At 71.2% G+C, this 26,249-nt stretch carries 18 protein-coding genes; 4 read left to right on the top strand and 14 right to left on the bottom strand.

Translation table 11 applies throughout. The features are described 5' to 3' along the window. Nucleotides 1-347: 347 nt before the first annotated feature. Nucleotides 348-2,471, bottom strand: a complete 2,124-nt coding sequence (locus H4687_RS34025; protein WP_050399288.1) for a DNA gyrase/topoisomerase IV subunit B — start codon at nt 2,469-2,471, stop codon at nt 348-350. A gap of 468 nt (nt 2,472-2,939) precedes the next feature. Here H4687_RS34025 and H4687_RS34020 point away from each other — a divergent pair, with 468 nt between their 5' ends. Beyond that, nucleotides 2,940-3,170: a DUF7455 domain-containing protein gene (locus tag H4687_RS34020; RefSeq protein WP_005481555.1), complete on the top strand. Its 231-nt coding sequence runs from the start codon at nt 2,940-2,942 to the stop codon at nt 3,168-3,170. 125 nt (nt 3,171-3,295) lie between these two features. Here the strand turns inward: H4687_RS34020 and H4687_RS34015 are convergent, their stop codons facing one another. The 7 genes from H4687_RS34015 to H4687_RS33985 all read right to left on the bottom strand — a co-directional run bounded on the left by H4687_RS34015 (nt 3,296) and on the right by H4687_RS33985 (nt 15,282). Next, on the bottom strand, nt 3,296-4,111 hold the full coding sequence (locus tag H4687_RS34015) for a S1 family peptidase (RefSeq protein ID WP_046913413.1): 816 nt from the start codon (nt 4,109-4,111) through the stop codon (nt 3,296-3,298). A gap of 144 nt (nt 4,112-4,255) precedes the next feature. After that, on the bottom strand, nt 4,256-5,806 hold the full coding sequence (locus H4687_RS34010; RefSeq protein WP_264086506.1) for an RNA polymerase sigma factor: 1,551 nt from the start codon (nt 5,804-5,806) through the stop codon (nt 4,256-4,258). Nucleotides 5,807-6,532: 726 nt separating this feature from the next. Beyond that, nucleotides 6,533-7,420 carry a FadR/GntR family transcriptional regulator gene (locus tag H4687_RS34005; protein ID WP_192781749.1) on the bottom strand — a complete coding sequence of 296 codons (888 nt, stop codon included), beginning with the start codon at nt 7,418-7,420 and terminating at the stop codon, nt 6,533-6,535. Nucleotides 7,421-7,605: 185 nt separating this feature from the next. Continuing rightward, nucleotides 7,606-9,768, bottom strand: a complete 2,163-nt coding sequence (locus tag H4687_RS34000; RefSeq protein WP_046913411.1) for an ABC transporter ATP-binding protein — start codon at nt 9,766-9,768, stop codon at nt 7,606-7,608. Between the two features lie 207 nt (nt 9,769-9,975). Then, nucleotides 9,976-10,734, bottom strand: coding sequence for an NUDIX hydrolase (locus tag H4687_RS33995; RefSeq protein ID WP_005481548.1), 759 nt, complete (start codon nt 10,732-10,734; stop codon nt 9,976-9,978). Nucleotides 10,735-10,885: 151 nt separating this feature from the next. Then, a complete protein-coding gene (locus H4687_RS33990) occupies nt 10,886-12,826 on the bottom strand; it encodes a glycogen debranching N-terminal domain-containing protein (protein WP_046913416.1) in 1,941 nt (646 codons plus the stop codon). Between the two features lie 920 nt (nt 12,827-13,746). Next, a complete protein-coding gene (locus H4687_RS33985; protein ID WP_046913410.1) occupies nt 13,747-15,282 on the bottom strand; it encodes a DUF4192 domain-containing protein in 1,536 nt (511 codons plus the stop codon). Between the two features lie 133 nt (nt 15,283-15,415). Here H4687_RS33985 and H4687_RS33980 point away from each other — a divergent pair, with 133 nt between their 5' ends. Both H4687_RS33980 and H4687_RS33975 read left to right on the top strand, forming a co-directional pair. Further along, nucleotides 15,416-17,596 carry a RecQ family ATP-dependent DNA helicase gene (locus tag H4687_RS33980; protein WP_046913409.1) on the top strand — a complete coding sequence of 727 codons (2,181 nt, stop codon included), beginning with the start codon at nt 15,416-15,418 and terminating at the stop codon, nt 17,594-17,596. A gap of 256 nt (nt 17,597-17,852) precedes the next feature. After that, nucleotides 17,853-18,479 carry a hypothetical protein gene (locus H4687_RS33975; RefSeq protein ID WP_046913408.1) on the top strand — a complete coding sequence of 209 codons (627 nt, stop codon included), beginning with the start codon at nt 17,853-17,855 and terminating at the stop codon, nt 18,477-18,479. Nucleotides 18,480-18,842: 363 nt separating this feature from the next. Here the strand turns inward: H4687_RS33975 and H4687_RS33970 are convergent, their stop codons facing one another. The 3 genes from H4687_RS33970 to H4687_RS33960 form a co-directional block, all read right to left on the bottom strand. Then, nucleotides 18,843-19,448 carry a hypothetical protein gene (locus tag H4687_RS33970; protein ID WP_097249232.1) on the bottom strand — a complete coding sequence of 202 codons (606 nt, stop codon included), beginning with the start codon at nt 19,446-19,448 and terminating at the stop codon, nt 18,843-18,845. 68 nt (nt 19,449-19,516) lie between these two features. After that, entirely contained in the window at nt 19,517-20,218 is a 702-nt protein-coding gene (locus H4687_RS33965) for a ribonuclease HII (RefSeq protein ID WP_046913406.1), read from the bottom strand. Nucleotides 20,219-20,300: 82 nt separating this feature from the next. Beyond that, nucleotides 20,301-20,924 carry a TetR/AcrR family transcriptional regulator gene (locus tag H4687_RS33960; protein ID WP_046913405.1) on the bottom strand — a complete coding sequence of 208 codons (624 nt, stop codon included), beginning with the start codon at nt 20,922-20,924 and terminating at the stop codon, nt 20,301-20,303. 170 nt (nt 20,925-21,094) lie between these two features. Here H4687_RS33960 and H4687_RS33955 point away from each other — a divergent pair, with 170 nt between their 5' ends. After that, nucleotides 21,095-22,633 carry an MFS transporter gene (locus H4687_RS33955; protein ID WP_046913404.1) on the top strand — a complete coding sequence of 513 codons (1,539 nt, stop codon included), beginning with the start codon at nt 21,095-21,097 and terminating at the stop codon, nt 22,631-22,633. A 97-nt stretch (nt 22,634-22,730) separates the two neighbouring features. Here H4687_RS33955 and H4687_RS33950 read toward each other — a convergent pair whose 3' ends face one another. The 3 genes from H4687_RS33950 to H4687_RS33940 form a co-directional block, all read right to left on the bottom strand. Next, nucleotides 22,731-24,383, bottom strand: a complete 1,653-nt coding sequence (locus H4687_RS33950; RefSeq protein WP_225966909.1) for a DUF4153 domain-containing protein — start codon at nt 24,381-24,383, stop codon at nt 22,731-22,733. 233 nt (nt 24,384-24,616) lie between these two features. Continuing rightward, nucleotides 24,617-25,519, bottom strand: a complete 903-nt coding sequence (locus H4687_RS33945) for an ADP-ribosylglycohydrolase family protein (RefSeq protein WP_046919497.1) — start codon at nt 25,517-25,519, stop codon at nt 24,617-24,619. A 12-nt stretch (nt 25,520-25,531) separates the two neighbouring features. After that, nucleotides 25,532-26,191, bottom strand: coding sequence for a histidine phosphatase family protein (locus tag H4687_RS33940; protein ID WP_078907462.1), 660 nt, complete (start codon nt 26,189-26,191; stop codon nt 25,532-25,534). Between the last annotated feature and the right edge of the window lie 58 nt (nt 26,192-26,249).

Here is a 26,249-nt window from a genome sequence, read left to right as displayed (position 1 = left end):
GACGCGTGCCGGGAGTGCCGCCCGCAGCGGTTGGCGCGTCACGGCCCCGGGCCTCCCAGCCGACCGATTCCACGCCGTTCCGAGGACGGACATCCCCCGGCACGCCCCCGACCCCGAACAACCCAAGGCGCCCGGCCCGAGCTAGACGGCATCCCAGCCCCCGACCGGGTCCAAGCCGGTCAGGACCCAAGCCAGACCGCCCACCCCCGGCCCGCCCGGCCCGCCCGGCCCGGGCGGGCCGGGCGGGCCGGGCGGGCCGGGCGGGCCGGGCGGGCCGGGCGGGCCGGGCGGGCCGGGCCAGGACCCGGCGGTCGGCCCAGGCACCCCCGCCCAGGCCGGCGCCGCGGCTACGCGTCGATGCGCGACCGGTCCAACGTAGCCGCCGAACTGGAGATGAACTCCTTGCGCGGCGCGACGTCGTTCCCCATCAACAGGTCGAACACCTGCTCCGCCGCCTCCAGGTCCGACAGGTTGATCCGGCGCAGCGTCCGGTGCCGCGGATCCATCGTCGTCTCCGCCAGCTGGTCCGCGTCCATCTCGCCGAGGCCCTTGTAGCGCTGGATGGAGTCCTTGTACCGGACACCCTTGCTCTGGAACTCCAGCAGCCTGTCGCGCAGCTCACGGTCCGAGTACGTGTAGACGTACTTGTCCTGCCCCTTCTTCGGCTGGACCAGCTCGATCCGGTGCAGCGGCGGCACGGCGGCGAAGACCCGTCCCGCCTCGACCATCGGCCGCATGTACCGCTGGAAGAGGGTCAGCAGCAGGCACCGGATGTGCGACCCGTCCACATCGGCGTCGGTCATCATGATGATCTTGCCGTAGCGCGCCGCGTCGATATCGAACGTACGCCCGGACCCGGCTCCTATGACCTGGATGATCGCGCCGCACTCGACGTTCTTGAGCATGTCCGTGACGGACGATTTCTGGACGTTGAGGATCTTGCCCCGGATCGGCAGCAGCGCCTGGAACTCGGAGTTCCGCGCGAGCTTCGCCGTGCCGAGCGCCGAGTCGCCCTCCACGATGAACAGCTCGCTGCGCTCGACGTCGTCACTGCGGCAGTCCGCGAGCTTGGCGGGCAGGGACGAGGACTCCAGCGCCGTCTTCCGGCGCTGCGCGTCCTTGTGCTGACGTGCGGCGATACGGGTTCGCGCGGCGGCGACGGCCTTCTCCATGACGACCCGCGCCTGAGCGGCGGCGTCCCGCTTCGTGGAGGTCAGGAACGCCTTGAGCTCCCTGGCGACGACCTGCGTCACGATACGCCGGGCCGCCGAGGTGCCGAGCACCTCCTTGGTCTGCCCCTCGAACTGAGGTTCGGCCAGACGCACCGTGACGACGGCGGTCAGACCCTCCAGGGCGTCGTCCTTGACGACGTCGTCCTCGGCGACGCGCAGCATCTTCTTGGCGCGCAGCACCTCGTTCATCGTGGCGGCCACGGCCTGCTCGAAGCCCGCGACATGGGTACCGCCCTTGGGGGTGGCGATGATGTTCACGAACGACTTGAGGGTCGTGTCGTAGCCGGTGCCCCAGCGCATGGCGACGTCGACGCCGAGTTCGCGGGTGACCTGCGTGGGCGTCATCTGACCATGCTCGTCCAGGACGGGCACGGTCTCCTTGAAGGTGCCCTGCCCGGAGAAGCGGAGGACATCGCAGACCGGCTTGTCGGAGGCCAGGTACTCGCAGAACTCGCTGATGCCACCGTCGAAGCGGAACGACTCCTCACCCTTGCTGCCCCCCTCACCGAGTCCGAACTCGTCCCGGACGACGATCGTCAGTCCGGGGACGAGGAAGGCGGTCTGGCGGGCGCGCTGGTGCAGGTGCTCCAGCGAGAGCTTGGCGTCCTTGAGGAAGATCTGGCGGTCGGCCCAGTACCGGACGCGTGTGCCGGTGCGCGTCTTGGGGATCCGCTTGCCCTTGCGCAGGCCGCCGGCCGCCTCGAACTTCGCGTCCGCGCCCTGCCCCGCGAACGCGCCGGGCACCCCGCGCCGGAAGCTGATGGCGTGGGTGCCGCCGTTGCGGTCGACCTCGACGTCCAGGCGGGCCGAGAGCGCGTTCACCACGGAGGCGCCCACGCCGTGCAGACCGCCGGAGGCGGCGTACGAGCCGCCGCCGAACTTGCCGCCGGCGTGCAGCTTGGTCATCACGACCTCGACGCCGGACAGGCCCGTCTTGGGCTCGACGTCGACCGGGATGCCCCGGCCGTTGTCCCGCACCTCCACGGAGGCATCGTCGTGGAGGATGACCTCGATGTGGTCGCAGTACCCCCCGAGGGCCTCGTCCACGGAGTTGTCGATGATCTCCCAGAGACAGTGCATCAGGCCTCGACTGTCCGTCGAGCCGATGTACATACCGGGGCGCTTCCGCACGGCCTCGAGCCCCTCGAGGACGAGCAGGTGCCGCGCGGTGTAGTTGGAACCGTCCCGGTCTGCTCCGGTCAGCAGCGCTGTGGACGGCACGGACGTATCGGCGGTCACGCGGTTCGCTCCTCGCTGAATTTCAGGTGAGGCCCTTTTGGGTAAGGGGCCGGGCTCTGTTGCCGGTCCGAGGGTACCGAGGCCTGGTAGAGCCGTTGTCACGCCACCCTCGTCCGAAAGTCAGAGTAGTCCAGAGTCGCATACACGTTCGATCCCTCGATGGGGTGAAGTACATATCACGTTCCCTTCGGGGCATGAACCATTTAGGCTCCGGGCACGTCCTCATGAACAACCGGCAACCCAGCCGGGAGGACCGTACAACCGAAAGAACGACAACCAGAACCACCGACAGACAGCGCGAAGCCCGTACGACACGAAGACACGCACTACGGCTCATTCGCCGCCAACCGGCAGCAGACAGCCGGCCCGGAAAGATTTTTTCGAGTTAAAGCCGCGAGCGGGAACGTTTTCGGCCTGGTTGGATGTTGACCCTGGTACGACAGCTCGTCGAGCTAGAGAAGAGGCGACGTGACTACTGTTCTCACCCCCGCGACCCCGCTGACGGCCGCGGACCGATGCGACCGCTGCGGCGCCCAGGCATATCTGCGCGTCGTCCTGCTGAGCGGTGGAGAGCTCCTGTTCTGCGCCCACCACGGTCGCAAGTTCGAGCCGGAGCTCAAGAAGATCGCCTCGGAGATACAGGACGAGACGGAGCGGCTCACGGCTGCTCCCGCGACCGCTGAAGAGGACGAGCGCTGACGCTTCGCACCTACGACGAGCCGCCACCGGCTCGAGGCCGGTGATCGGGCGGCCACTCCCGTACACACGGGGTGGCCGCCCGCTCTCGTGCCGCACATACACGTCGTACGACGGCGCACCGCGCCTCAGCGGCTCCCCGTGAGCACACGGGCGACGTACGAGCCCCTGGTGTAGACGCCGGGGTTCCCGGCGACCCCACAGCCACTACCCCAGGACACGAGCCCGATCAGCTTCCCCTGAGCGACCAGCGGCCCTCCGCTGTCCCCCTGGCAGGCGTCCCGGCCGCCGTCCTCCTCACCGGCGCAGACCATGGACCCGGACAGGTACCTTCCGTCCGCACTGCCTGGGTAGGCCCTCGCGCAGACCTCGTCGGCCAGCACCCTCACCGGCGCGGCCCGCAGGCTCCGGCCGTAGTCGCCGGCGCCGGTGGTGTCCCCCCAGCCATAGACCGCGGCCGGAGTGCCGGACGCGTACGCGGAGTCACCGGCCGCCGCCAACGCGATGACGGAGCTCTCGGGCAAAGGTGAGGCGAGCGTCACCACCGCGAAGTCCCCCGCGTTCGTATAGGGGTCGTACTCGGGATTGACCCAGGCGCCGCTCACCGCGATCTCCTGTCCCTCGGCCGACTGCAGCTCGGCACGGCCGGCGATGACCCTCAGGTCGCCGACGCGTTCCGGAGGACCACCCAGCACGCTCTCGCTGAGGCAGTGGGCGGCCGTCAGGACGGTCGAGCGGCCGACCACCACGCCGCCGCAGAACTGTCCTGCCCGCGTACCCCCGAACCGGTCACGGCTGGACAGCGCCACCGTCCAGGGCGCCTGGGAGATCTCGACCGGATGGCCGCCGATGACGACCTCGGCCGTCGCCGACGGCGGTGACGCCAGCGGTATGACGGCGGTGGTGGCCGCGACGGCCAGCAGTCGGGCGAACGATCGACGCATGCGCGCTCCTCACTCCGGGACATGGGTGGCACACCCAGAGTGATCCACCGGATCGGCTTCCGCAGCCGCACACACGCCGAAGGCCCGGCTCCGTCGAGGGAACCGGGCCTTCGGGACCGACCTGGCGGCGGGTGCCCGTGCCGTCTAGTCGAGGTAGTCGCGCAGGACCTGCGAACGGGACGGGTGACGCAGCTTCGACATCGTCTTGGACTCGATCTGACGAATGCGCTCACGCGTGACGCCGTAGACCTTGCCGATCTCGTCGAGGGTCTTCGGCTGACCGTCGGTGAGACCGAAGCGCATGGAGACGACGCCCGCCTCACGCTCGGACAGGGTGTCGAGGACGGAGTGCAGCTGCTCCTGCAGGAGCGTGAAGCTGACCGCGTCGGCCGGGACGACGGCCTCGGAGTCCTCGATGAGGTCACCGAACTCGCTGTCGCCGTCCTCGCCCAGCGGCGTGTGCAGCGAGATGGGCTCGCGACCGTACTTCTGGACCTCGATGACCTTCTCGGGGGTCATGTCGAGTTCCTTGGCCAGCTCCTCCGGGGTGGGCTCGCGGCCCAGGTCCTGGAGCATCTGGCGCTGCACGCGCGCGAGCTTGTTGATGACCTCGACCATGTGCACCGGGATACGGATGGTGCGAGCCTGGTCGGCCATGGCGCGGGTGATCGCCTGACGGATCCACCAGGTGGCGTACGTGGAGAACTTGTAGCCCTTGGTGTAGTCGAACTTCTCGACCGCGCGGATCAGACCGAGGTTGCCCTCCTGGATGAGGTCCAGGAAGAGCATGCCGCGGCCGGTGTAGCGCTTGGCCAGGGAGACCACCAGACGGAGGTTGGCCTCCAGGAGGTGGTTCTTGGCGCGGCGGCCGTCCTCGGCGATGATCTCCAGCTCGCGCTTGAGCTTGGGGGCGAGCTTGTCCGCGTTGGCCAGCTTGTCCTCGGCGAACAGACCGGCCTCGATGCGCTTGGCGAGCTCGACCTCCTGCTCGGCGTTGAGCAGCGGGACCTTGCCGATCTGCTTGAGGTAGTCCTTGACCGGGTCGGCGGTGGCACCGGCGGCGGCGACCTGCTGGGCGGGGGCGTCGTCCTCGTCCTCGTCGGACAGCACGAAACCGGCGTTCTCGGTGCCCTCGGGCTCCTCACCGGGCTTGGCGCCGGGCGTCTCCTCGAGAACCTCTTCGTCGGCGAGCTCGGGGTCGTCCTTCTTGGAGGTGGTCTTCTTCGCCACCGTCTTCTTGGCGGCGACGGTCTTCTTGACGGGGGCCGCCTTCTTGGCGACCGCCTTCTTCGCGGCGGCCTTCTTGGCGGGGGTGGCGTCCTCGGCGGAGGCGTCGGCGGTGGGCTCCGCGGGGGCGGCTGTGGCGGTGGCCTTCTTGGTGGTCACCGTCTTCGCCGCGACCGTCTTGGTGGCGGTGCGCTTGGCCGGACTCTTCGCTGCGACGCTCTTTCGGGTGCGCTTTGGCTCCGCGGCACTGACCATCAGCGTCACACCCTCTTCCTCGAGGATCTGGTTGAGGCTGCGCAGTACGTTCTTCCACTGAGTGGCCGGAATCTGGTCAGCTTCGAAGGCCCGACGCACATCGTCGCCGGCGATCTGCCCCTCAGCCTTTCCCCGCTCAATGAGCGCCATGACAGAGACGGACTCGGCGATCTCCGGCGGGAGCGTACGGGATGTGCTGGCCGACACGAACAACCTCTCGGAACGTTGGAAAACGGCTTCCGGCCCCGTCCACTACGGACAGGAGCCGACCACCGGCTTGGGAGTGGGCCGACGGTGCGGGCGGGGGCCGGGAAGATGCACAGCGCCGTGAACGGCGTCCGTATTCCCTCCGCGGCTGTCGCCTCTTAGGTCATCGCGCTGTTCCCGCGAGCGTTACGCCCAATCTGCGTGGCCCGAGTCACACCCCGTAAGCGCGCAAAAGCGGTCAGACACTGCCAGAGGCGATCGATCAAGGCCACAACCGGTTCTGCAAGTACGGGTACCCGAACGATTCCCGAACGAACTCCGCAATGTGGATCACCGTTCTCGTCGGGTTCCGGCGGCCTGTCGGGGGTTGCCCATCGCACGGCGCTCAATCGACCCGACGGGCTCGCAGGACCGTCGGGCCGCTGCTCCGACCTGATCCCGTCGCCTCCGTCGCCTCCGGCGATCCTGGCGGTGCGGGGCATCCGGCGGTGCGAGTCCTCCGGCGGTGGGGGCATACGACATTGCGGGTCCTGCGGCGGCGTGGGCCGCCTGTTCAGGGCCGCCGCCCCGTGCCACGCGATGCCGTCGCCACTCTCCGTTCGTCGTGCCGCCGGGCCCCGCCGAACCCCTGGGAGGGTTCGCTGGGGCCCGTCGGCACGGATCCGCCGGTCGAGCGACCCCGCGGAAGGGCAGGTGCCCCCGCCGGTGGGCCTCGCCGCGCTCTCGGCGCCCTCAGTGTTCGCGCGGCGCCGGCACCACACGCTCCACCTCGGGGTGGATGATCAGCACTTGACGCATGGCCGCCTCGGCCGCCGCTCCGTCGCCCGCGGCGAGGGCGTCGACGATCCGGGCGTGGTGCGTGAGGGTCGACTCGGTCGGTCGGTCACACCCGGTGGCCGGGCCGCCCGAGACCTGCAGTGCCGAGGAGACGATGCCGGAGAGGTGCTCCAGCATCCGGTTGCCCGCGAGCTGGATGAGCAGCGAGTGGAACTCGGCGTCCGCGCGCGAGAAGGTCAGCGGGTCGCCCTGCGCCATGGCGTGGCCCATGAGCTCGACCATGTCGCCAAGACGCTGCTGGACGTCGTCACGGCCGTGACCGGCGGCGAGGCGGGCGGCCAGGGGCTCGATCGTCCAGCGCAGCTCGCTGAGCTCGCGCCGCTGGTTGTCGCGCTGCGGACCGAAGGCCCGCCATTCGATGATGTCGGGGTCGAGCAGGTTCCAGTCGCTGACCGGCCGGACGCGCGTGCCGACGTTCGGGCGCGCGCTGACCAGGCCCTTGGCCTCCAGGACACGCAGGGATTCACGGACGACGGTGCGGGAGACCTCGAAGCGCTGGCCGATCTCCTCGGGCACGAGGGGTCGGTCCGCGCCGAGGTCGCCGGAGACGATCATCTGGCCGAGCTGCTGGACGAGTTGGCCGTGCAGTCCGCGTCCCCGGCTCCCGGCGGCGCGGCGGCCCACGCGGCCCAGTTCGGGCTCGGCGCCGTCCCAGGCGGGGAGGCCCACGCGGTCGACGCCCGCGTGCTCGGCGTACGGGTAGCGGTCGAGATCGCCCGGTCCGGCGAGGCCTGAGTCGGCGGAGCGGGCGGCGGTCATCATGGTGTGCGCAAGGGTACTCACGCATCCTTTGTCGGCTGCGTTTCCAACTCCCTTGAGGTCTTTGGTGAAAAGCACACGAAAGGGTGATCGCTCACCCCGTCGCAATTGACGCCTTATCGGAAAGAAATGGGCGTTCTACGAGGAGTTGTGCGCATTGCGCCAACGCAAGGGCACGGACAGTGAGCACGAAAGGATGAGGACGATCATCACCGGACCCGGCTGCGGAGGTTGGTGAGCACGTAGGCCCCCAGCAGCGCCGTCAGCGACAACAACAGCGCCCCGCCCACGGGTTGGGAGACCGTCCGCGCCACGGCCTCCAGATAACGCCCTCCCCCGAACGGCCACTGCACCAGTACGAGCTCACGCAGCCGCACCGGAAACCCGACCGCACTCCGCACAGTTGTTCCCTCCAGCGCCTGCTGCACCAGGGGTACGACGACGAGGGGCACGGCGACCACGGCGGCGAGCCCGGCGGACGTGGACCGGAAGACGCCCGCCGCGAGCACCCCGGCCCAGGCACACCCCACGACGAGGCCGAGCCAACTCGCGCCGAGCGGGAACCAGTCGGCGGGAACCGAGACGAGTTCCGGCCCGTAGACGAGATAGAGCACTTCGAGGTCGCACCCCACGGTGAGGACGGCCAGCAGCAGCGCGGTGACCGCCGCGACGAGCAGTTTCGCGAGGAGCAGCCCCAGTCGGCGAGGGACGGTGCCGCGGGCAGCGGCCAGGGCGGGGTGGCGGAACTCGTCGCCGAAGGCGATCGCCCCGAGCAGCCCCGCCCCGATGGCCGCGGGCGGCAGCGGCAGCTCTCGCGGCCATGACGCCAGCAGCCGCGGTTGTGGAGTGTGCCCGATCCTGGCCAGGAGCACCGACATGAGGGCGGAGGTGACGAGCACCGCCGCCGCGGTGAAGTACGCGGTGCCGACCCCGCCCGCCCGCCGCAGCTCGTAACGCAGCGGCCGCAACGGGCTTGGCGCCGGGCGCACCGTGATGGGCGGCGGCAGCGCGACCGTACCGGGCGGGTCGCTCGGTACGCGACCCGGGCGTGTCCCGAGGTGGTCATCAGTGGTGGGATCCGGATGTGGACGGAAATGATCACGGGATTCGGCATCCGTGCGCGGCGCGGAGTCTGCGGGGGGTTCGAGGTCGATGAGAGGCGCCGGGTTGACCTCCGATGAGCCGTCAGCCAGCGTCCACGTCTCATCGGCGGTCGCCTGGGGATCTTCGGCGGCTTCGTGAGCGTGAGGGTCGCCGGTGAGTTCGTGCGGGTCGCTGCTGAGTTCGTGCGGGTCGCTGGTGGGTGCGTGCGGGTCACCGGTGCGTTCGTACGGGTCGCTGCTGAGTGCGTGCGGGTCGTCGGTGGGTGCCAGGCACTCGTCGATCGACCCGCGGGTCTCCTGAAGCGGGCCCCGAGCGGTCTCGGCCACCGCCGGGCCTTCATCTGCGAGCGACGGCGGTGTTGACGGCACCGGCACCGGCACCGACGGCGGCGTGGGGCCCATGTCCCCGATCTCGTCCGCGAGTTGGTGGACGAGGATGCCGTGCCGGAACACGGTCTCGCCGATCTCGGCACACGTACTGCCGTACACCGACAGCCGGTTCCCGCCCTCCCGCACGATCTCCACGGAACGCCGCGCGGTCCGGGCCTCCTTCGTGAGCAGCACTTCGAGCCGGGCGGCGTGCGGGGTGCGGACGGCGACCCTGGGCCGGAGCCGGGTGCGGGAGAAGTCCGCGACCTCCTGGTCCGCGACGAGCCTGCCCCGTTCGAGGGTGAGGACCCGATCTGCGGTCCGCGCCGCCTCCTTCGGATCGCCGGTGGTGAACAGGACCGTGCCGCCCTGGTCGGCGTGCGCGCGCATGATTCCGTGCAGCCATCGCCCCTCGCGGACCGCCAGCCCGTCGGTGGGGTCGTCCAGCACGAGGGTGTGCGGGTCGGACAGCAGGGCGCAGGCCAGGCCGAGGCGGCGGTCCATGCCACGCGAGAGCGTGTTCAGCCGCGCGTCGCCGAGACTGACCAGTCCCACGACCTCCAGGACTTCGTCGGCACGCCGTGCGGGCAGCCCCGCGGCCGCGCACAGCATGCGCAGATGCCCGCGGACGGTGCGGGCGGGGTGGCCGGGGACGTCGCCGAGGAGGACACCCACTTCGCGTGTGGGGTGGGCGATGCGGTGCAGGGGGCGGCCCCTGAAGTAGGCCACCCCACGGCCCTGTTGCAGTTCGAGGGCGAGTTTCAGCACGGTCGACTTGCCCGCACCGGGAGCCCCGAGGAGTGCGGTGACGCGACCGGAGTGCGCCTCGAAGGACACATCGTCGACGGCAGGCGGAAGCTCCTTGCGGGGATTGCTGGTCAATCCGAGGGCCTGGATCACCCTAGGCAAGATAGCGCGGTATGTCCGTTTTTTCGGGTATCTTGCGGTGCACTTCGCGGGCAGCCACACCACCGCCGGGCAAGCCACACGCCGATCCTGGGCCCGAGCCCCGGACTCACCCTCCCCGAGCACCCTCGGCAGCCGCCCACGAGCGAGGCCGTCGCACGGGCGGCGCAGGCTCGGCCGCCGCCGTCGGCCCCTGCCGGGTCAGACCTCGGGGCGCAGCATCGGCGGGTTGAGGAGGGTGGCACCACCGGCGCGGAAGAGCTGGGCGGGGCGGCCGCCCTGGCGCGTGGTGGTACCCCCTGTGGGCACCAGGAATCCCGGCGTACCCGTCACCTTGCGGTGGAAGTTGCGCGGGTCCAGCGCCACGCCCCACACCGCCTCGTAGACCCGACGCAGCTCGCCGACTGTGAACTCCGGCGGGCAGAAGGCGGTGGCCAGCGACGAGTACTCGATCTTGGAACGGGCGCGCTCCACCCCGTCCGCGAGGATCTGCGCATGGTCGAAGGCCAACGGCGCCACCGGTTCGCCGTCACGTCCGTAGCCGCCCTGCTCCAGCAATTCCTCGACCGGCGCCCAGCGTGCGCTGTTGGCGTCCCCGCCCGGCCGCGGCGCCGGCAGGTCCGGAGCAAGGGCGAGGTGGGCGACGCTGACGACCCTCATCCGGGGGTCGCGCTTGGGGTCGCCGTAGGTCGCCAGCTGCTCCAGGTGCGCGCCGTTGTCCTGAGCGGGCTCGGACGGTTCATGGGCGGTCAGGCCGGTCTCCTCGGCCAGCTCCCGGGCTGCGGCCTGCGACAGGTCCTCGTCCGGCCGGACGAAGCCACCGGGCAACGCCCACCGCCCCTGGAAAGGCTGTTCGCCCCGCCGTACCGTCAGCGCGCAGAGCGCGTGACGACGGACGGTCAGCACGACCAGGTCCACGGTGACAGCGAAGGGCGGGTAGTCCGACGGGTCGTAGGGCATGCCGCGATCATAGTCGTCTGCCTGACGATAAACACTCCCTTCGCTGCCGCTTCCCCACTTGATCCACTTCTGTCCGCCACCGATCCCAGGGCCGCGCTCGGGCCCTGGGGAAGCCGATGCCACCCGCAGTCCCGTCCGGTGTCGCGCGAGGTCACACTCCCAACTGCAGTCCGTCGGCCGCCTCCTCGACCATCGCGAGCCCCAGCCTGCTGACGCGTACGGCGAACGGGGCCCCCGCGACCCGCAGTCCCGTCAAGCCGATCTCGCCCAGCGGCGCACTGCGCACCGGTCGCAGGGTCACCGTCCCCGCCGGGGCGTCGGGTCGGATCCCGACAAGGGTGGCGAGCAGCAGCACCCCGGCGCCCGCCGCCGTCGCGGCCGGTCTGCAGGAGGCGGGATGCGGCAGCGGGGCGCCTCCCGCGGTCCGCTGCTCCCCCGCGTACATCTCCGGCAGCCGGTGTCCGAAGCTCTCGGCCGCCGCCAGCACGCCCCGCAGCAGGGCGCTCGCCTCCTTCTCGTAACCGGCGGCCGCCAGTCCCGCGACCGCCACCGCCGTCTCCTGCACGCGTACGGCGCCGCCGCGATGACCGAAGGGGTTGTACGCGGCCTCCTTCGCCCCCAGGCTCCGCAGCCCCCACCCTGAGTCCATGGCGGGCCCTCCGAGCAGGCGTGCCAGCTGTTCGGTGCGCACCTTGTCGAGGAGTCCCGCAGCCAGCTCTCCCGCGCCGAGCAGCCCGGTGTCGAGAAGGTGAGCGGCCCCCGCGCCCAGGTGCGGCACCAGGCGCCCGTCCGGGGTGCGGGCGGCGGCGGGTCTGCCCCCGCTCCGGTCCTCCACCCAGAAGTCCGCCATGAACCGGCTCCGCTGCTCGCTCGCCCAGTCCCGCAGCTCGGCACCACCCGGCCGGCCGTACGCGTCGAGAAGGTCGGCGCCCAGGAGAGCGGCCCGGTGGGCATGGGCCTGGGTCTCGCAACGCAGCGGTCCGCCCGGGCCCGGGTCGGGCAGATAGACACCGCTTCCGACCGCGCCCCGCAGCCACCTCAGGCAGCGCTCGGCGGCAGGCAGCAGTGCCTCGGTCTCCTGCTCGGGGAGTCCCCACCGCCGGGCCTCCGCGAGGAGCACGGGAAACAGCAGGGTCGCCTCGATACCCGTGCAGCCCGGCGGCAGATGCGGGCCCGCGTCCCGTCGGGGGCCCGGAATCATGCCGGACTGTGCTCCCCTGCTCTCGAGTTGGGTGCGGGCCAGGGTGCGCAGGGTGCCTGCCGCGAGGCGCGTACCGAGCGGCAGCGTCATCCGGGCCGCGACGAGCGCGTCGGCCGGAGTCATCCCGCAGCGCCAGGGCGCGCCCGCCGCGAGGTGGGTGTCGGACGGGTTCCTCGGGTCACGCAGCAGCAGAGCCTCCAGGTCCTCCAGGCAGGTGTGCAGCAGGGACTGCGCCGCCGGGTCGTCCCCGGCGACGCGTGCCTGGGCGAGCGGGCTGGTGGCACCCCGCCCCACCGGCCTGATGGGTCCTGCGCCGTCAGGTCGCACGCGCAGCTCCACACTCCGGCTGCCGCCGGGCGGGAGTTGCAGCTCCCAGCGCAGCAGTCCCGCGGAGGCCAGGGCGTCGGTGGGCGGAGGATGGGCGGTCACCGTGGAGTGTCCGTTGACGCAGGACCAGCGGAGGCCGGAGTCGTGGACGCTTGCCGGCAGTTCGGGCCCCGCGCTGCCGGAGGCGACCGCCCCCAGCTCCGCGAGATCCGTGCCCAATGCCACCTCGACGGGCAGGTGCAGTGGGCGACGGGCCGTGCTGTGCAGGGTGATCCGCTCGGTGCCGTCCGCGTACCGGGTGCGCTCGACCATGACGTCCGGATCCGGTCCGGCGTCGGTGGACAGGCGCAGGGTCGCCATGAACCGGGCCCGGTCGGCCGTCACCATCCGTGCCTGCACCGCGAGCGGTTCGCGTCCGGCCACCCGCACCTGACAGCGGGAGAGCATGCGCCGTCCCGCACGGTAGAAACCCTCCAGCCCGTCGCCGTTCAGCTGGCCCTGGTCCGTCGAGATCGCGAGGCCCGGCAGGGCGACACAGATCAGCGTGGTGTGGGCCGGTGGCAGCTCCGGGGGGCGGCGCGGGGCGGAGGTGGGCGACCGCGAGGTCGACGTGCTCGCCGTTCCTGGCTGCGCAGGCAGCCGAGGCCCCGGAGAGCCCCCCGCGTCGGGCACGGATGCCCCGGGACCACCCAGGCCTCCCGGGCGTGGGCCCACGGCTCGGGTCGCCGGGGTGCGGAGGTCCCCGCGGGGAACGCCGACGCCGTCTCCACGGGCCCGGGGAGAGGGTTGGACGGGCCTGCGGAAGGTCGGAACGTCATCACGGGCTTCGGGCAACGAGGGGAGGGACATGGGGCGGCTTCTTCTGTCTTCGGCGCGCGTGGGGTGCGCTCGGCACCGAGTGGGGAACCGGAGAGGGACGGAGTGTGGGACAGGGTGGCGGGGCGGCGGAACCAGGCCACGGGTACCGCCACACAGGTGAACGGAGCGGCTGCGCCCCGGGTCACGCCCCCGCCCGGAGAGGCCGACCGAACCAGCACGTCGTGCCGCTGCGCCGTGGGTGACCGTGGAACCGCAAGGGGTGGCCTCAGCCTCAGGCAGCTGCTGCGATTCGCGGAGGGGGCGGGGGCCGACATGAGCGCGGCGCACAGGCCGCACTCGCGTCGACCCGCCGCCGCAGAAGGACAGCCGGCGCGCACCGCAGAGGGGCCGTAGCCGCGTACCCCAGCAGGACCGTAGCCGCGCACCGCGGTCGAGCAGTGGCTTCGGGCGCACTCGGAGTCGCAGAGCCGCACTCGTGCGGGCGGCAAGGCAGGGCAGCGTGCCCAGATGCTTCCGGAGCACGGCCGAGGCGCTCAACCCGGCTCCGCAATTGCGGCTCGCCCGATCCCCGTGGAGGCGCGTGGCGCTCAGGTACGCCCAGATCCCGAACAGCGCATGCATGCGGGGAATGCGAGGCATGCCGTGACTTGACCAGTTCCACACGCTCACGTCTCCCCCTCCCTGGACTGCCCCCCGGCCGTACGGCGGGCTTGTGCCCGTCCGCTCGCCCCGTCCGCCGTACGTCCCGGTCGTCGGCCGACAGGTGGGCTGCCGCCGGCGGAACGTGAGCGGCGGGCTTGCGCCGCACCGGGTGATCGCCGGACGGCACGGGCCTCGGTGCCTCCCTCCGAACGGGGCCTGCGTCGGCGACGGGGGCCGACGGCGACGCAGGGTCGGTCCGAGGCAGAGGGGTTGTCGGGCGACGGGTCAGCGGCGCTCCTCTCGCTGTCGGTCCCCGCACCCGCGGCCGCCAGATCGCGGCCCCTGCGCTCCGAGCGCAGGCAGCGGCGAATGGACTCGGGGTCGAGCCCTTCGTTGCAGGCCTGGTGGAGGAGGCGGGCGAAGAGGTAGTCGGGGTCGGCGGCGAGGGCCATGGCGAGGGCTTCGCGGGCCTCCAGTTCGTCACCGGAGGACCAGGCGACCCAGCCGACGAGTGTGAGCGGGGCGGCTGCATGCTCGCCGTAGGGGCCGACGCAGCGTCGGGCGAGGGTGCGCCAGAGACGAAGCGCCGGGGCCGCCTCGTCGCCTTCCATCCATTCGGCTGCGCGATCGCGGGTGGCGCGGTCCTGGAGTCCGAGGATGAGGGTGGCGGCGTCTTCGTGTGTGACGAGTTCGTCGTCGAGGAGGTCCGCGTCCAGCGGTGCGGTCGAGGTCGGGGTGCCCGCCAGGCGTCCGATGACGCGCCGTGCCACCGCGAGGGTCTCCTCGGCCACTTCCCTGCGGCTTTGCACGTCCAGGATCCTGGGAACGAGGGCGGACTGCGCGGAGTCGAGGGCCGCTTCCTGCTGGAGCGCGGCGGCGGTCTCCCACGGCAGGAGCCTGGCCCGCATCTCTTTCAGGGTGCCGCGCACCTGGAGGCCGGCGTAGGTCGCGGCGGCGGCCAGCACGGAGGTGCCCGGCAGCCCCATCGGCTGTCCGTCGGGCGCGCAGCATCCGTTGCCGGGGCAGCAGTAGGACCAGAAACGACCGTCGGAGATGCACAGGGCCTCGACCACCGGCACGTCCATGCTGCCGCAGGCCCTGCGCAGCAGCTGGGCGAGTGGCCGCAGGCGTTCCATGACGTCACGCGGTGACTCACCGCTCGCCGGGTCCTGGCAGAGGAAGGCGACCATGCTCTCCGGCTTGGCTCCCCGGCGCTCACTTCCGGTCACCAGACCGTGGGCCAGCTGCTGGGCGACGGACTGCCAGTCGTCCGTCTGGGCCGGGATGCCCAGCCGTGCCCTCCCGCCGAATCGGCCTCGTGTGTCCCGGTCGTGCAGTGCGACGAGGACGATGCTGTCCTCGGGGCGGTATCCCAGCAGGTAGGGCAGGGCATCGGCGAGTTCGGCCGGCGTGCGGAGGGTCACCTGTGGTTGCCCGCCGGGCTCGGTGGCCGCTCGGTGTCCCAGAAAGGCGGAGGAGGGCCCCCTGCCACCGCACCCCTTCTGCCCGCTGATGTCACTGTTGCCGGGGGTCCCGGCGGCTTCGCTGTGATTCGTCATGCGGTGACCATCTCGCGGATCTTGAGATTCCGCTTTGACCTGTGGATAAGTCCGACCATGATCACGTCAGAAGCTGTCCACAGTTCGACCCGCTCGTTCGCGCGATGTCCGAGGCATCGGGTTGCATGGGGTCATGAGCGACGAAGACCAGCCCACGACGGACCGCCAGGATCTGCGCACGACCGCCGACGCCGTACTCGCCCGTCTCGTCGGAGCCCCGGCGGGCACGGCGAGGCTGCGCGAGGACCAGTGGCACGCCATCGAGGCACTGGTGGCGGACAAGCGCAGAGCCCTGGTGGTGCAGCGCACGGGCTGGGGCAAGTCCGCGGTGTACTTCGTCGCGACCGCGCTGCTGCGCGAGCGGGGCGCGGGCCCCACCGTCATCGTCTCGCCGCTCCTCGCGCTGATGCGCAACCAGGTGGAGGCGGCCGCCCGCGCCGGAATCCGGGCGCGGACCATCAACTCCTCGAACACGGAGGAGTGGGACACGATCCGTCAGGAGGTCACCGCGGGCACGGTCGACGTGCTCCTGGTCAGCCCCGAGCGGCTCAACAACCCGGACTTCCGTGACCAGGTCCTGCCCGAGCTGGCGGCCGCGACCGGTCTGCTCGTGGTGGACGAGGCGCACTGCATCTCGGACTGGGGCCACGACTTCCGCCCCGACTACCGCCGGCTGCGCACCATGCTGGCCGACCTCCCGCCCGGCGTCCCGGTGCTCGCCACGACCGCGACGGCCAACGCGCGCGTGACCGCCGATGTGGCCGATCAGCTGGGCACCGGCGGTGGCACGGACGCGCTGGTGCTGCGAGGGCCGCTGGACCGCGAGAGTCTGAGCCTCGCGGTGCTCGAACTGCCGGACGCCGCCCATCGCATGGCCTGGCTCGCCGACCATCTGAACGAGTTGCCGGGCTCCGGGATCATCTACACGCTCACCGTGGCCGCCGCCGAGGAGGTCACCGCGTTCCTCCGCCAATGCGGACACACCGTGACCTCGTACACGGGCAAGACGGAGAACGCGGACCGGCAGCAGGCCGAGGAGGACCTGCTCGCCAACCGGGTCAAGGCCCTGGTCGCCACCTCCGCGCTGGGCATGGGCTTCGACAAACCCGACCTGGGCTTCGTGGTCCACCTCGGCTCGCCGTCCTCCCCCATCGCGTACTACCAGCAGGTGGGCCGCGCCGGCCGTGGGGTCGAGCACGCGGAGGTGCTGCTCCTGCCGGGCAAGGAGGACCAGGCGATCTGGGAGTACTTCGCCTCGGTCGCCTTCCCCCCGGAGGAGCAGGTGCGCCGCACTCTGGACGTCCTCGCGCACGCGGAGCGACCGCTCTCCCTCCCCGCCCTCGAACCCCTGGTGGAGCTGCGCCGCTCCCGGCTGGAGACGATGCTGAAGGTCCTCGACGTGGACGGCGCGGTGCGACGCGTCCAGGGCGGCTGGATCTCCACCGGCGTGCCCTGGGTCTACGACACCGAGCGCTATGCCTGGGTCGCCAAGCAGCGTGCCGCCGAGCAGCAGGCCATGCGTGACTACGTCGCGACACCGGATTGCCGCATGGAGTTCCTCCGGCGGCAGTTGGACGACGAGGAAGCCGCCGCGTGCGGGCGGTGCGACAACTGCACGAAGCCCAGGTTCGCGGACTCCGTCTCCCCGGCGGCTCTGGACGCGGCGCGCGGCGAGTTGGGGCGCGCGGGTGTCGAGGTCGAACCCCGCAAGATGTGGCCGACGGGCCTGCCGGCCGTGGGGGTCAATCTGAAGGGACGCATTCCGGCCGGTGAGCAGGCCGCTCCCGGGCGGGCACTGGGACGGCTGTCGGACATCGGCTGGGGAAATCGTCTGCGGCCGATGCTCGCTCCCCAGGCCCCGGACGGGCCGATTCCGGACGATGTGGCGACGGCCGTGGTAGCCGTATTGGCCGACTGGGCGAAGGGCCCTGGCGGTTGGGCCTCCGGGCTGGCCGACGCCCAGCCCCGTCCGGTGGGAGTCGTCACCATGGCCTCCCGTTCCCGGCCGCAGTTGATCGGTTCCCTGGGCGCCCGGATCGCCGAGATCGGCCGTCTGCCCCTGCTGGGTTCGGTGGCGTACACCGGCGCGGTCTCCCAGGTCACCCGTAGCAACAGCGCGCAACGACTCAAGGCACTCGACGGGGCAATGACCGTGCCGCCCGAGCTGGCCGCCGCCCTCCAGGAGGCGGGCGGACCCGTACTCCTGGTCGATGACGCCACCGAGACCGGCTGGACACTCGCGGTCGCCGCGCGTGCGCTCCGGCGCGCGGGTGCACAGGGGGTGTTGCCACTCGTTCTCGCCGTCCGGGCGTGACCGACCAGGCGCCCGAACGGAGCGCGTTACCGCCGGGCGTTGCCGACGAGCCCTATGTGCAGGGATATAAGCAGTGAATCACCACAAAACTGTCAGTGGCCCCAATTGCTCGTTGCCGCAACCAAGTTCGCCAGGAAGAATTGGAGTCCGCTCCCCGCACGGCCTACCCGTCAATCGGTAGGGCTTCTGCTGCGGCGTGCGCTCCCCCAAGTCCGACCCTCGCCCGCAGAATGGGCGCGTAGCCGAAGGGAGGATCGTGACCTTCGGATTCGCTCCGTCCTCGGCGGCCTCCGTGTCGACGTCTGCCGACCTGTCCGCCGCTTCCGCCAACCGGATGCTCGAGCCCGCGGAATGGGCCGCCGCCGGGATTCCGCTGTTGCGTAATCCCCGGGAGGTCGTCAGCGGGCTGCACGCGCGACATCAGCCCCGGCCCGCGACGGCGGTCATCGCCGTCCTGGATCCGGACGAGCGGTTGCTGGCGAGTGCCTCGTTCATCAAGCGTCCGGCACCGGCCGACGGCTGGATGTTCCGCAACGCGCTTCTCGCCCAGCTGAGGCGGGTCATTCCGCACGACCTGCGCCGACGGACCCCGGTGCGAACGGCGGTGCTGCTCTACTGCCGTGACGGTGACGCGCGTTGGACCGAGGAGGACGGAGCGTGGATGTGGGGGCTGAGGGACGCCTGCACCCTGCACGGGCTGCGCTGCGGCGCGTACATCACGCTGACACGTGACGGCTGGCAGGTTCTCGGCGAGGGCCGGGGCGGCCGTCGTCCTCACGCGGACTCGCCGGCGGAACCCTTCGCCACGGCCGTGGCACCGCCGCCCATGCCGCGCACCGGCGGTGTCGCCTCGGAAGTACTTCGCCGAGCCGCCGCACGTTGAGCGGCGCGGGCCGCCGACGCGACCAGGGGCAGACCGATCCGAAACCCGCACCCGCACCCGCACCCGAGTCTGCGGGGGTGCGGCAATGCCCCAACGCCCCGAACGTCGCCCGTACCCTCGCCCCACGTGCCGTCCGACCCGCGTCGGGCCGGACGGCACCGCACCGAGCCCCGGCGCCGCCCCCGCCCCCGCCCCGCGAGATCTCGCGCGACGCGTCCCCGGACGCGCCAAAACACCCCGCAGGCACGCCGAAGCGCCCCGTCGCGGGGTGTGGCCGTCGTGACGCCCGGGCGTCGCCGTCCGGGCTCACAACGGCTCCCCGGCAAGCCCTGGGGGGCCGACCGGGGCGGGTTCCGCAGTCGCTCAGACTCCGGCGCCCAGAACCGAGTTGATCGTCTGCGGGTCGCCGCACACGATCAGCAGGGCCCGGGCCCGGCCGAGAGCCTTGGGCAGCGCGTGCGCGGCGACGGCGTCGGTCCCGCCGTTGACGGCGACCACGACCACGGGACGCGGCGCGGCCCGCTCGGTGGCCGAGGCATCGGCGTAGAAGACGTCGTCGCCCGCGTCATGCTGCGCCCAGTAGGCGGCCTCGCCGAAGGAGAGTTCGTGGGTGGCCCACGGATGCGACTCGCCGGTGGTGATCACCAGCACGTCGCCGGGGGCACGGCCCGACTCCAACAGCAGGTCGACGGCTTCCTCGGCGGCGTCCAGCGCACCCTCGGCCGAGGCCGGGATCAGCTGGATCTGCGGGGTGGCGGCAGGAGCGGACGGCCCGGGCTTTACGGCGGCATGCGCCGCACGCTGGGCCGGCACCGGCCGGGCAGGACCCGGACGACCGGGACGCGGCGGAGCCGCGGGACGGGGACCGGGTACGGGACGGGGGGTCGGTGCGACCCGGCCGCTGGCCGGAGTGGCACGCGGGCCCTGGGCACTCTCGTGAATCTGAGGCTCCTCGGGAATGAGAGGCATGAGCTGATTTTTATCAAACGCCGGTGCGACTCGCGTCGCGGGGTGGCACATGAGTGCGAACGGATCCCTCAGAAATCGAAGCCGAGCTGGCCCTCGATCTCCGGAACGTTTCCGTTCGCCCAGTTGCGGGCCTTCTTGAGGTGCCGCCACTGGGGCAGCGCATCAAGATACGCCCACGACAACCGGTGGTACGGGGTGGGGCCCCGCTCCGCCAGCGCGGCCTTGTGGACAGGCGACGGATACCCGGCGTTGGCCGCGAAACCGAAGTCTGCATGGTCGACACCCAGTTCGGCCATCATTTTGTCGCGCTGAACCTTGGCGATCACCGATGCGGCCGCCACGGCGACGCAGGACTGGTCGCCCTTGATCACCGTACGGACCCGCCACGGCGAGCCCAGGTAGTCGTGCTTGCCGTCGAGGATGACCGCGTCGGGCCGTACGGGAAGCGCCTCCAGGGCCCGTACCGCGGCCAGCCGCAGTGCGGCCGTCATCCCCAGGTCGTCGATCTCCTCCGGAGATGCGTGACCGAGGGCGTGCGAGGTGACCCACTGCAGCAGTTCCTCGGAGAGCGACTCGCGTCGCTTGATCGTCAAAAGCTTGGAGTCGGTGAGGCCCTCGGGCGGCCGGCGCAGTCCGGTGACCGCCGCGCAGACGGTGACGGGGCCGGCCCACGCTCCGCGCCCCACCTCGTCGACACCGGCAATGATCTTCGCTCCGGTCGTGGCACGCAGAGAGCGCTCGACGGTGTGAGTAGGTGGTTCGTACGGCATGGCGCCCTTAGCCTACGCCGCCCGCACCCCTAGACGACACCCAGGTTTCCCAGCGCCGCCCCGGCCCTCCCTGCCGCACGGTTCAGGCACCCCTCCGGCTCAGCAGCGGGACCATCAGCTGGTCGATCATCTCTTTGATGTCCCGCTCACTCCATTCGCTCCCGCACATCTTCGAGCGGTACATCATCATGGCCGGAATCGCGTCGAAGACATAGCCGTTCGCCGCGTCGGGCCGAACCTCGCCGCGCCTGATTCCCCGCTCGACGACCTCCCGCAACAGCTTGACCGTCGGCTCGACGACACCGCCGACGATGACACCATGGAAGCGTTCGGCCTGGATGGTGTCGCATTCGTGAATGACCGAGCGCAGCGCGAACCCCGGCCGGGAGAACATGGCCTCGCGCGCCTGACGGCACAACTCCAGCAGATCCTCGCGCACGCTCCCGAGGTCCGGCGCCTCCTCGAAGCGGGGCAGCCCGGCCCGGAGCGCGTCGGCGACAAGATCCTCCTTGGAGGGCCAGCGTCGATAGACAGCCGCCTTGCCCGTCTGGGCGCCCGCGGCGACCCCCTCCATGGTGAGGCCGCTCCAGCCGACGGTGCTGAGCTGTTCGAGCGCGGCATCGAGGATCGCGCGCTCGAGTACGGCGCCGCGCCGACGCGGGGAGGCCGTCTGAGCGGGAGCGGCCGTCCAGCGCGAAGTGACCATCTGTGTTTCTCCGTTGAGCTGAGGGGCGGGGGTGCGAGAAGCGGAAACGGTGGGCGGCGCACTCCGCGGCGGCGACTTCAATGAACGCTTGCGTTCACTAAGGGGGACTCACTACCGTGGACACGTCAGTGAACGCAAGCGTTCACTAAGGCACTTGTGGGGGACCCATAGTGACAACCTCTCCGTTGATCAAGGATCAGAAGCCGGGAGCCGCCCGCCGGGAGGGGCGTCCCGGCATCGCACTCACCGTCATCGCGGCCTGCCAACTCATGGTGGTACTCGACGCGACGATTGTGAACATCGCGCTCCCGCACATTCAAGACGCGCTCAAGTTCAGCACCACCGACCTGACATGGGTGGTCAGCGCCTACACGCTGACCTTCGGCGGCCTGCTGCTCCTGGGCGGCCGGGCCGGTGACATCCTGGGCCGCCGCCGTGTGTTCATGACCGGAATCCTCGTCTTCACCCTCGCCTCACTGCTCGGCGGACTCGCCCAGGAGCCCTGGCAGTTGCTCGCGGCACGCGCCCTCCAGGGCGTCGGCGGGGCGATCGCGTCGCCGACCGCGCTGGCACTCATCACCACGACGTTCCCCGAAGGGCCCGAGCGGAACCGGGCGTTCGGTGTCTTCGCCGCGGTGTCCGCCGGTGGCGGTGCCATCGGCCTGCTCGCGGGCGGCATGCTCACCGAGTGGCTCGACTGGCGTTGGGTGCTGTTCGTCAACGTGCCCATCGGCGTGCTGATCGCCGTCCTCACTCCGATGTACATCACCGAGTCCGAGCGGCACCCGGGACGGTTCGACGTCGCGGGCGCGCTCACCTCGACAGCCGGTATGGCCTCGCTGGTCTACGGGTTCATCCGCGCGGCGGAGGAGGGCTGGCGCGACAGCCTGACCATCGGGTCCTTCACGGCGGCAGCGGTCCTGCTGCTGCTGTTCGGCCTCATCGAGCGGCGGGCCAGGGAGCCGATCACCCCGCTGAAGATGTTCACCGACCGCAATCGCTCGGGCACCTACGTGATCATGCTGAGCCTCGCGGCGGCGATGTTCGGGATGTTCTTCTTCATCGTGCTGTTCGTGCAGAACGTGCTGCAGTACACGCCGATCGAGGCCGGCCTGGCCTTCCTCCCGGTGACCTTCGCGATCGTGACGGGTGCCGGACTGTCCCAGCGGTTCCTGCCGGTGCTCGGGCCCAAGCCGTTCATGGTGACCGGTTCGACGATGGTCGTTCTCGGGCTGGGCTGGCAGACCTTGATCAATCCCGACAGCTCCTACGTCGGCGGAGTGCTCGGCCCGATGGTGGTGTTCGGCTTCGGCATGGGCCTGAACTTCGTGACGCTCACCCTGACCGCGGTCTCCGGAGTCGCGCCGCACGAGGCGGGCGCGGCCTCCGGCCTGCTCAACGTCACCCAGCAGGTGGGCGGCTCGCTCGGCCTCTCCATCCTCACCACGGTCTTCGGTACGGCCAGCCGTGACGAGGCGGACAAGCAGGTGCAGCTCTTCATGGCACAGGCCACGGCCGAACAGAAGACCGAGTTCGCCCAGACTCACCAGCTGCCCGCCCCCTGGGGCCACGAAGTACTCGCGCAGGGCATCTCGACGGCGTTCGTCCCGGCTGTCGCGATGGCCGTACTGGCCCTGCTCACCGCCACCTTCGTCATCAGGGTCCGCAAGAGCGACCTGGAGGCCCTGTCCGGCACTGCCGGAGGCTGACGGGCGGGCGCCCGATCGGCCGCGCACGGCCGGACCATGCCCCTGGCCGACTGACGGCAGGAGCGTGGCCCGGTCGTGCGCGAGCGCACCCGGAGTCTCAGCGGTAGAACTCCGCCCCCGACTCACCGCACGCCGGGCCGCTCGACCCCGGCACCGGCGGGCGCTCCGCCAGGACCCGTCTCGCCTCGGCCTCGCCCCAGCTCGTGGCGTACCAGGGGACGTGGTGCCGCTCGTCCAGCTCCTCCTTGATGTCCCACAGCGCGCACGACCTCAGGGGCTCCTCCAGCCGGTCCAGGGCGGGTACCGCGTCGGCGGACAACCCCCTGGCGTAGGGGAGGTCGAAGCGGCCCGTCGCCTCGTACCGCTGGACGTTGCGCTCCGCGATCAACGCGTCGGGCGACGCGAGTCCGAACGCCAGCACCACGGCGACCACACTGACCGCGACGGCGCGCGGCAGCCAGCGGGCGCCCCACACACCGGCGGCCATGATGAGCACGATGACCAGACCGAGCCAGAGCTCCATGGTCAGCACCGAGATCCTCAGCCTCGTCAGCCCATAGGCCTCCATATACATGTCCATACGTCGCACAGCGGATGCCACGACAACGAGCGCCAGCGCGCACAGCGTTCCCAGCACACCGCGTACGAGCGTCCGGTCACTCGAACGAGTGCGGGGCGCCCAGCGCAGGGCGATCACGATGACCAGCAGGGTGAGCAGTGTGGCCATGAGGAGCTGCCAGAACCCCTGACGCGCGTACTCGGCGTACGTCTGGCCGGTCTTCGCGAGGACGGCGTCGTAGCCGCCGAAGAGCACGGCCAGCTGGACGGCGTTGAAGACAGCGAAGAGCGCCACGAGCCCGACCAGCGGCAGTGCCCATTCGACGCGCCCGCGCTCGCGTCCCGCGGGTACCTGCACGCGGTCGAAACGGGCGGGCGCGGCCGCCGTGCGGGCTGCCGCGAGCGTCCCGAACAGGCCCAGGGCGAGAAGCAGGAACTGCCAAGGGCCGTCGGACACGGAGACGTCGGGCACCAGCGCACCGAGCAGATCCGCGAAGGCCGCGTCGGCCCCGGCGAACAGCGCGCCGAAGACGAGGAGCAGGACCGCGGCCACGACGACCGCGCGGAACAGGGGCACCACACGGCCCCGGTCGTCACCCACCCGCTCCCGCAGCCCCTGCCAGGCCCAGGCCGGGCCGGTGACCAGTGAGGTGAACACACCGACCGGGCCGAGCAGGACCGCGGGCCAGGTACGGCCGCCGTGCAGAGCGAGCGAGCCCGCCGCGAGCGCGGTGACGACGGCGAGGAACGAGGGCCACTCGGCGGCGCGCAGTGCGGGTACGGCCAGCAGGGCGACACCGCCGACGCCCCAGACGAGCGCCCACGGTCGAGGGCGCCGGCCCGCCCGTCGTCCGGCGACGTACACGGCGAGCGTGGCGGGCACGGTGACGACGAGTATGTTCACCGCCAGTCCCTCGCCCAGCAGCAACATGCTGAGGACACCGGTGGCCAGGGCGGCCCACAGGGTCGCGGTGCGGATCGGCGCGGGTTCCCCGGGGCTGAGGTCGATCGACTTCGGCGTCTCGGGAGGCGGTCCCGGTATCGGTATCCGTGCGGGCCCGCCCTTGCTGCCCTGCGGTCCGGCACTGCCGGGCGCTGTCGGCGCGGAGCGGCCTTCCGCGCTCGCGGCGCGCGCCCTGGACGCCGGCCCTTCGGGCTCCGGCTCGGCTGGTGCTGACGGTGTCTCGGACATGGGCCCCCTCCCACGACCGGCCCCCACCGCCCCCGTACGCAGCGCGTCACTACGGCTAAGGGCCCGCGGCCGGTGCCTTGTCGCCGCGTCTCGTCATGATCAACAGGCGGCGTGGCGGACAGGCTAGCCGTGGGAGGGCACGCGCGACCGACCGAGGAAGGCACTGTGGCACTCCTGTGACAGTCGGGGCGATTGGGGCTGATGGGGTCCAGCAGCGCATCTGCTCCGGTCGGCTACGCCGGACGCAGCCAGCCCGGGAACGCTTCGGTCTGCTCCACCCATGCCTCGGGGGGCGTCCCGGTCTTCCCGGAGGCGACCACTCCGCCGACGATGGCGCAGGTCGTGTCGACGTCGCCGCCCACCTGGGCCGTCGTCCAGAATCCCTGCGCGTAGTCACCGAGGGCGCGTGCCGCCGACCAGAGCGCGAACGGCACGGTGTCATGCGCCGTGGTGCGCCGCCCGCAGCCCAGCACGGCGGCCACGGTGTCCGCGTCGGCGTAGTCGAGCATGTCCCGGGCGCGGCGCAGCCCCGCGCCGACGGCGCTTTTCGGGACCAGCGCGATGACGCCGTCGAGCAACGCTTCCGCGCTCGGCGCGCCGGCCGGGTCGCCCGCGAGGGCGGCGGCAGCGGCGACGGCCATGGCACCGACGACGGCCTCGCGGTGCTGGTGCGTGGGGTAGGCCGAGATCTCCGCCTGGTGGGTGGCCTGCTCGGGGTCGTCCGCGTACCAGGCACCCAGCGGGGCGATCCGCATGGCCGCGCCGTTCCCCCAGGATCCCTGGCCGTTGAAGAGCGCCGAGGCCAGCTCACGCCAGTCGCCGCCCTCCCGGACCAGGCGCAGCAGACGGTTGACCGCAGGGCCGTAGCCCCGGTCGAAGTCGTGGTGCACGGCGAAGGAGCGCGCCAGCTCGTCCTGGTCGATCCGGTGGTGCCCCGCCAGGACGGCCACGACGGAACAGGCCATTTCGGTGTCGTCGGTCCACTGCCAGGGGCCGGGCGGAACCTCACGGCGTTTGAGCAGCGGATAGTTCACAGGCACGAAGTACTGCGAGCCCAGCGCGTCCCCCACCGCGAGCCCGCGCAGGCTGGACAGGGCGCGCTCCAGGCGGCCTTCGGAAGAGGAGTCAGCGGTCATCGCCCTGCCACTCTATCCGGTGGCCCCGTACGATTCCGGGTCCCGCCAGCGGTCGAACGGCCGGTCGAGCGCGTACTTGCCGTCCTCTCCGAGAACGAGCATCCGCATCTCCGCGTTCCCGGGATTCGACAGGGACTCGAACTCCGCCACCGTCCAGTGGAACCAGCGCATGCAGAACAGCCGCATGGCGAGTCCGTGGGTGACGAGCAGGACGTTCGGCGGGTGGTCGGGGTCCTCGAAGCTGCGGAACAGGCTCTCCAGGAAGCCGCCGACCCGGTCGTACACATCGGCGCCGGACTCGCCCTGCGCGAAGCGGTAGAAAAAGTGCCCGTACGCGTCCCGATAGGCCTTCTGGAGCCGTACGTCGTCGGGGTCCTGCCAGTTGCCCCAGTCCTGCTCGCGCAGCCGGGGCTCCTCGCGCACCCGTACCTGTTCGGGGTTTAGATGGAACGCCTGGAACGTCTCGTGGGTACGGCGGTACGGGGAGACGTACACGCTGACGCGCTCGCGACCGAGGACGTCGCGGATGCGTTTTCCGGTCTCCTCCGCCTGCTGCCAGCCGAGATCGGTGAGTGCGAGGGCATGGTCGGGCTCGCGCTCGTACACGGTGTCATCAACATTGCCCGTTGACTCGCCGTGTCGGACAAGGATGATGCGCCGTGGTCGTGCCATGCCAAGACCCTAAAGGGGACGAGGCCGGATCGAGCACTCGTCCAGGTGCCATACGGCG

The sequence above is a fragment of the Streptomyces stelliscabiei genome, assembly GCF_014873495.1.
GTDB classification, from domain to species: Bacteria; Actinomycetota; Actinomycetes; order Streptomycetales; family Streptomycetaceae; genus Streptomyces; species Streptomyces bottropensis.
Note: the sequence above shows the minus strand (reverse complement) of the source record. Positions and strands in the feature narration are given on the sequence as shown.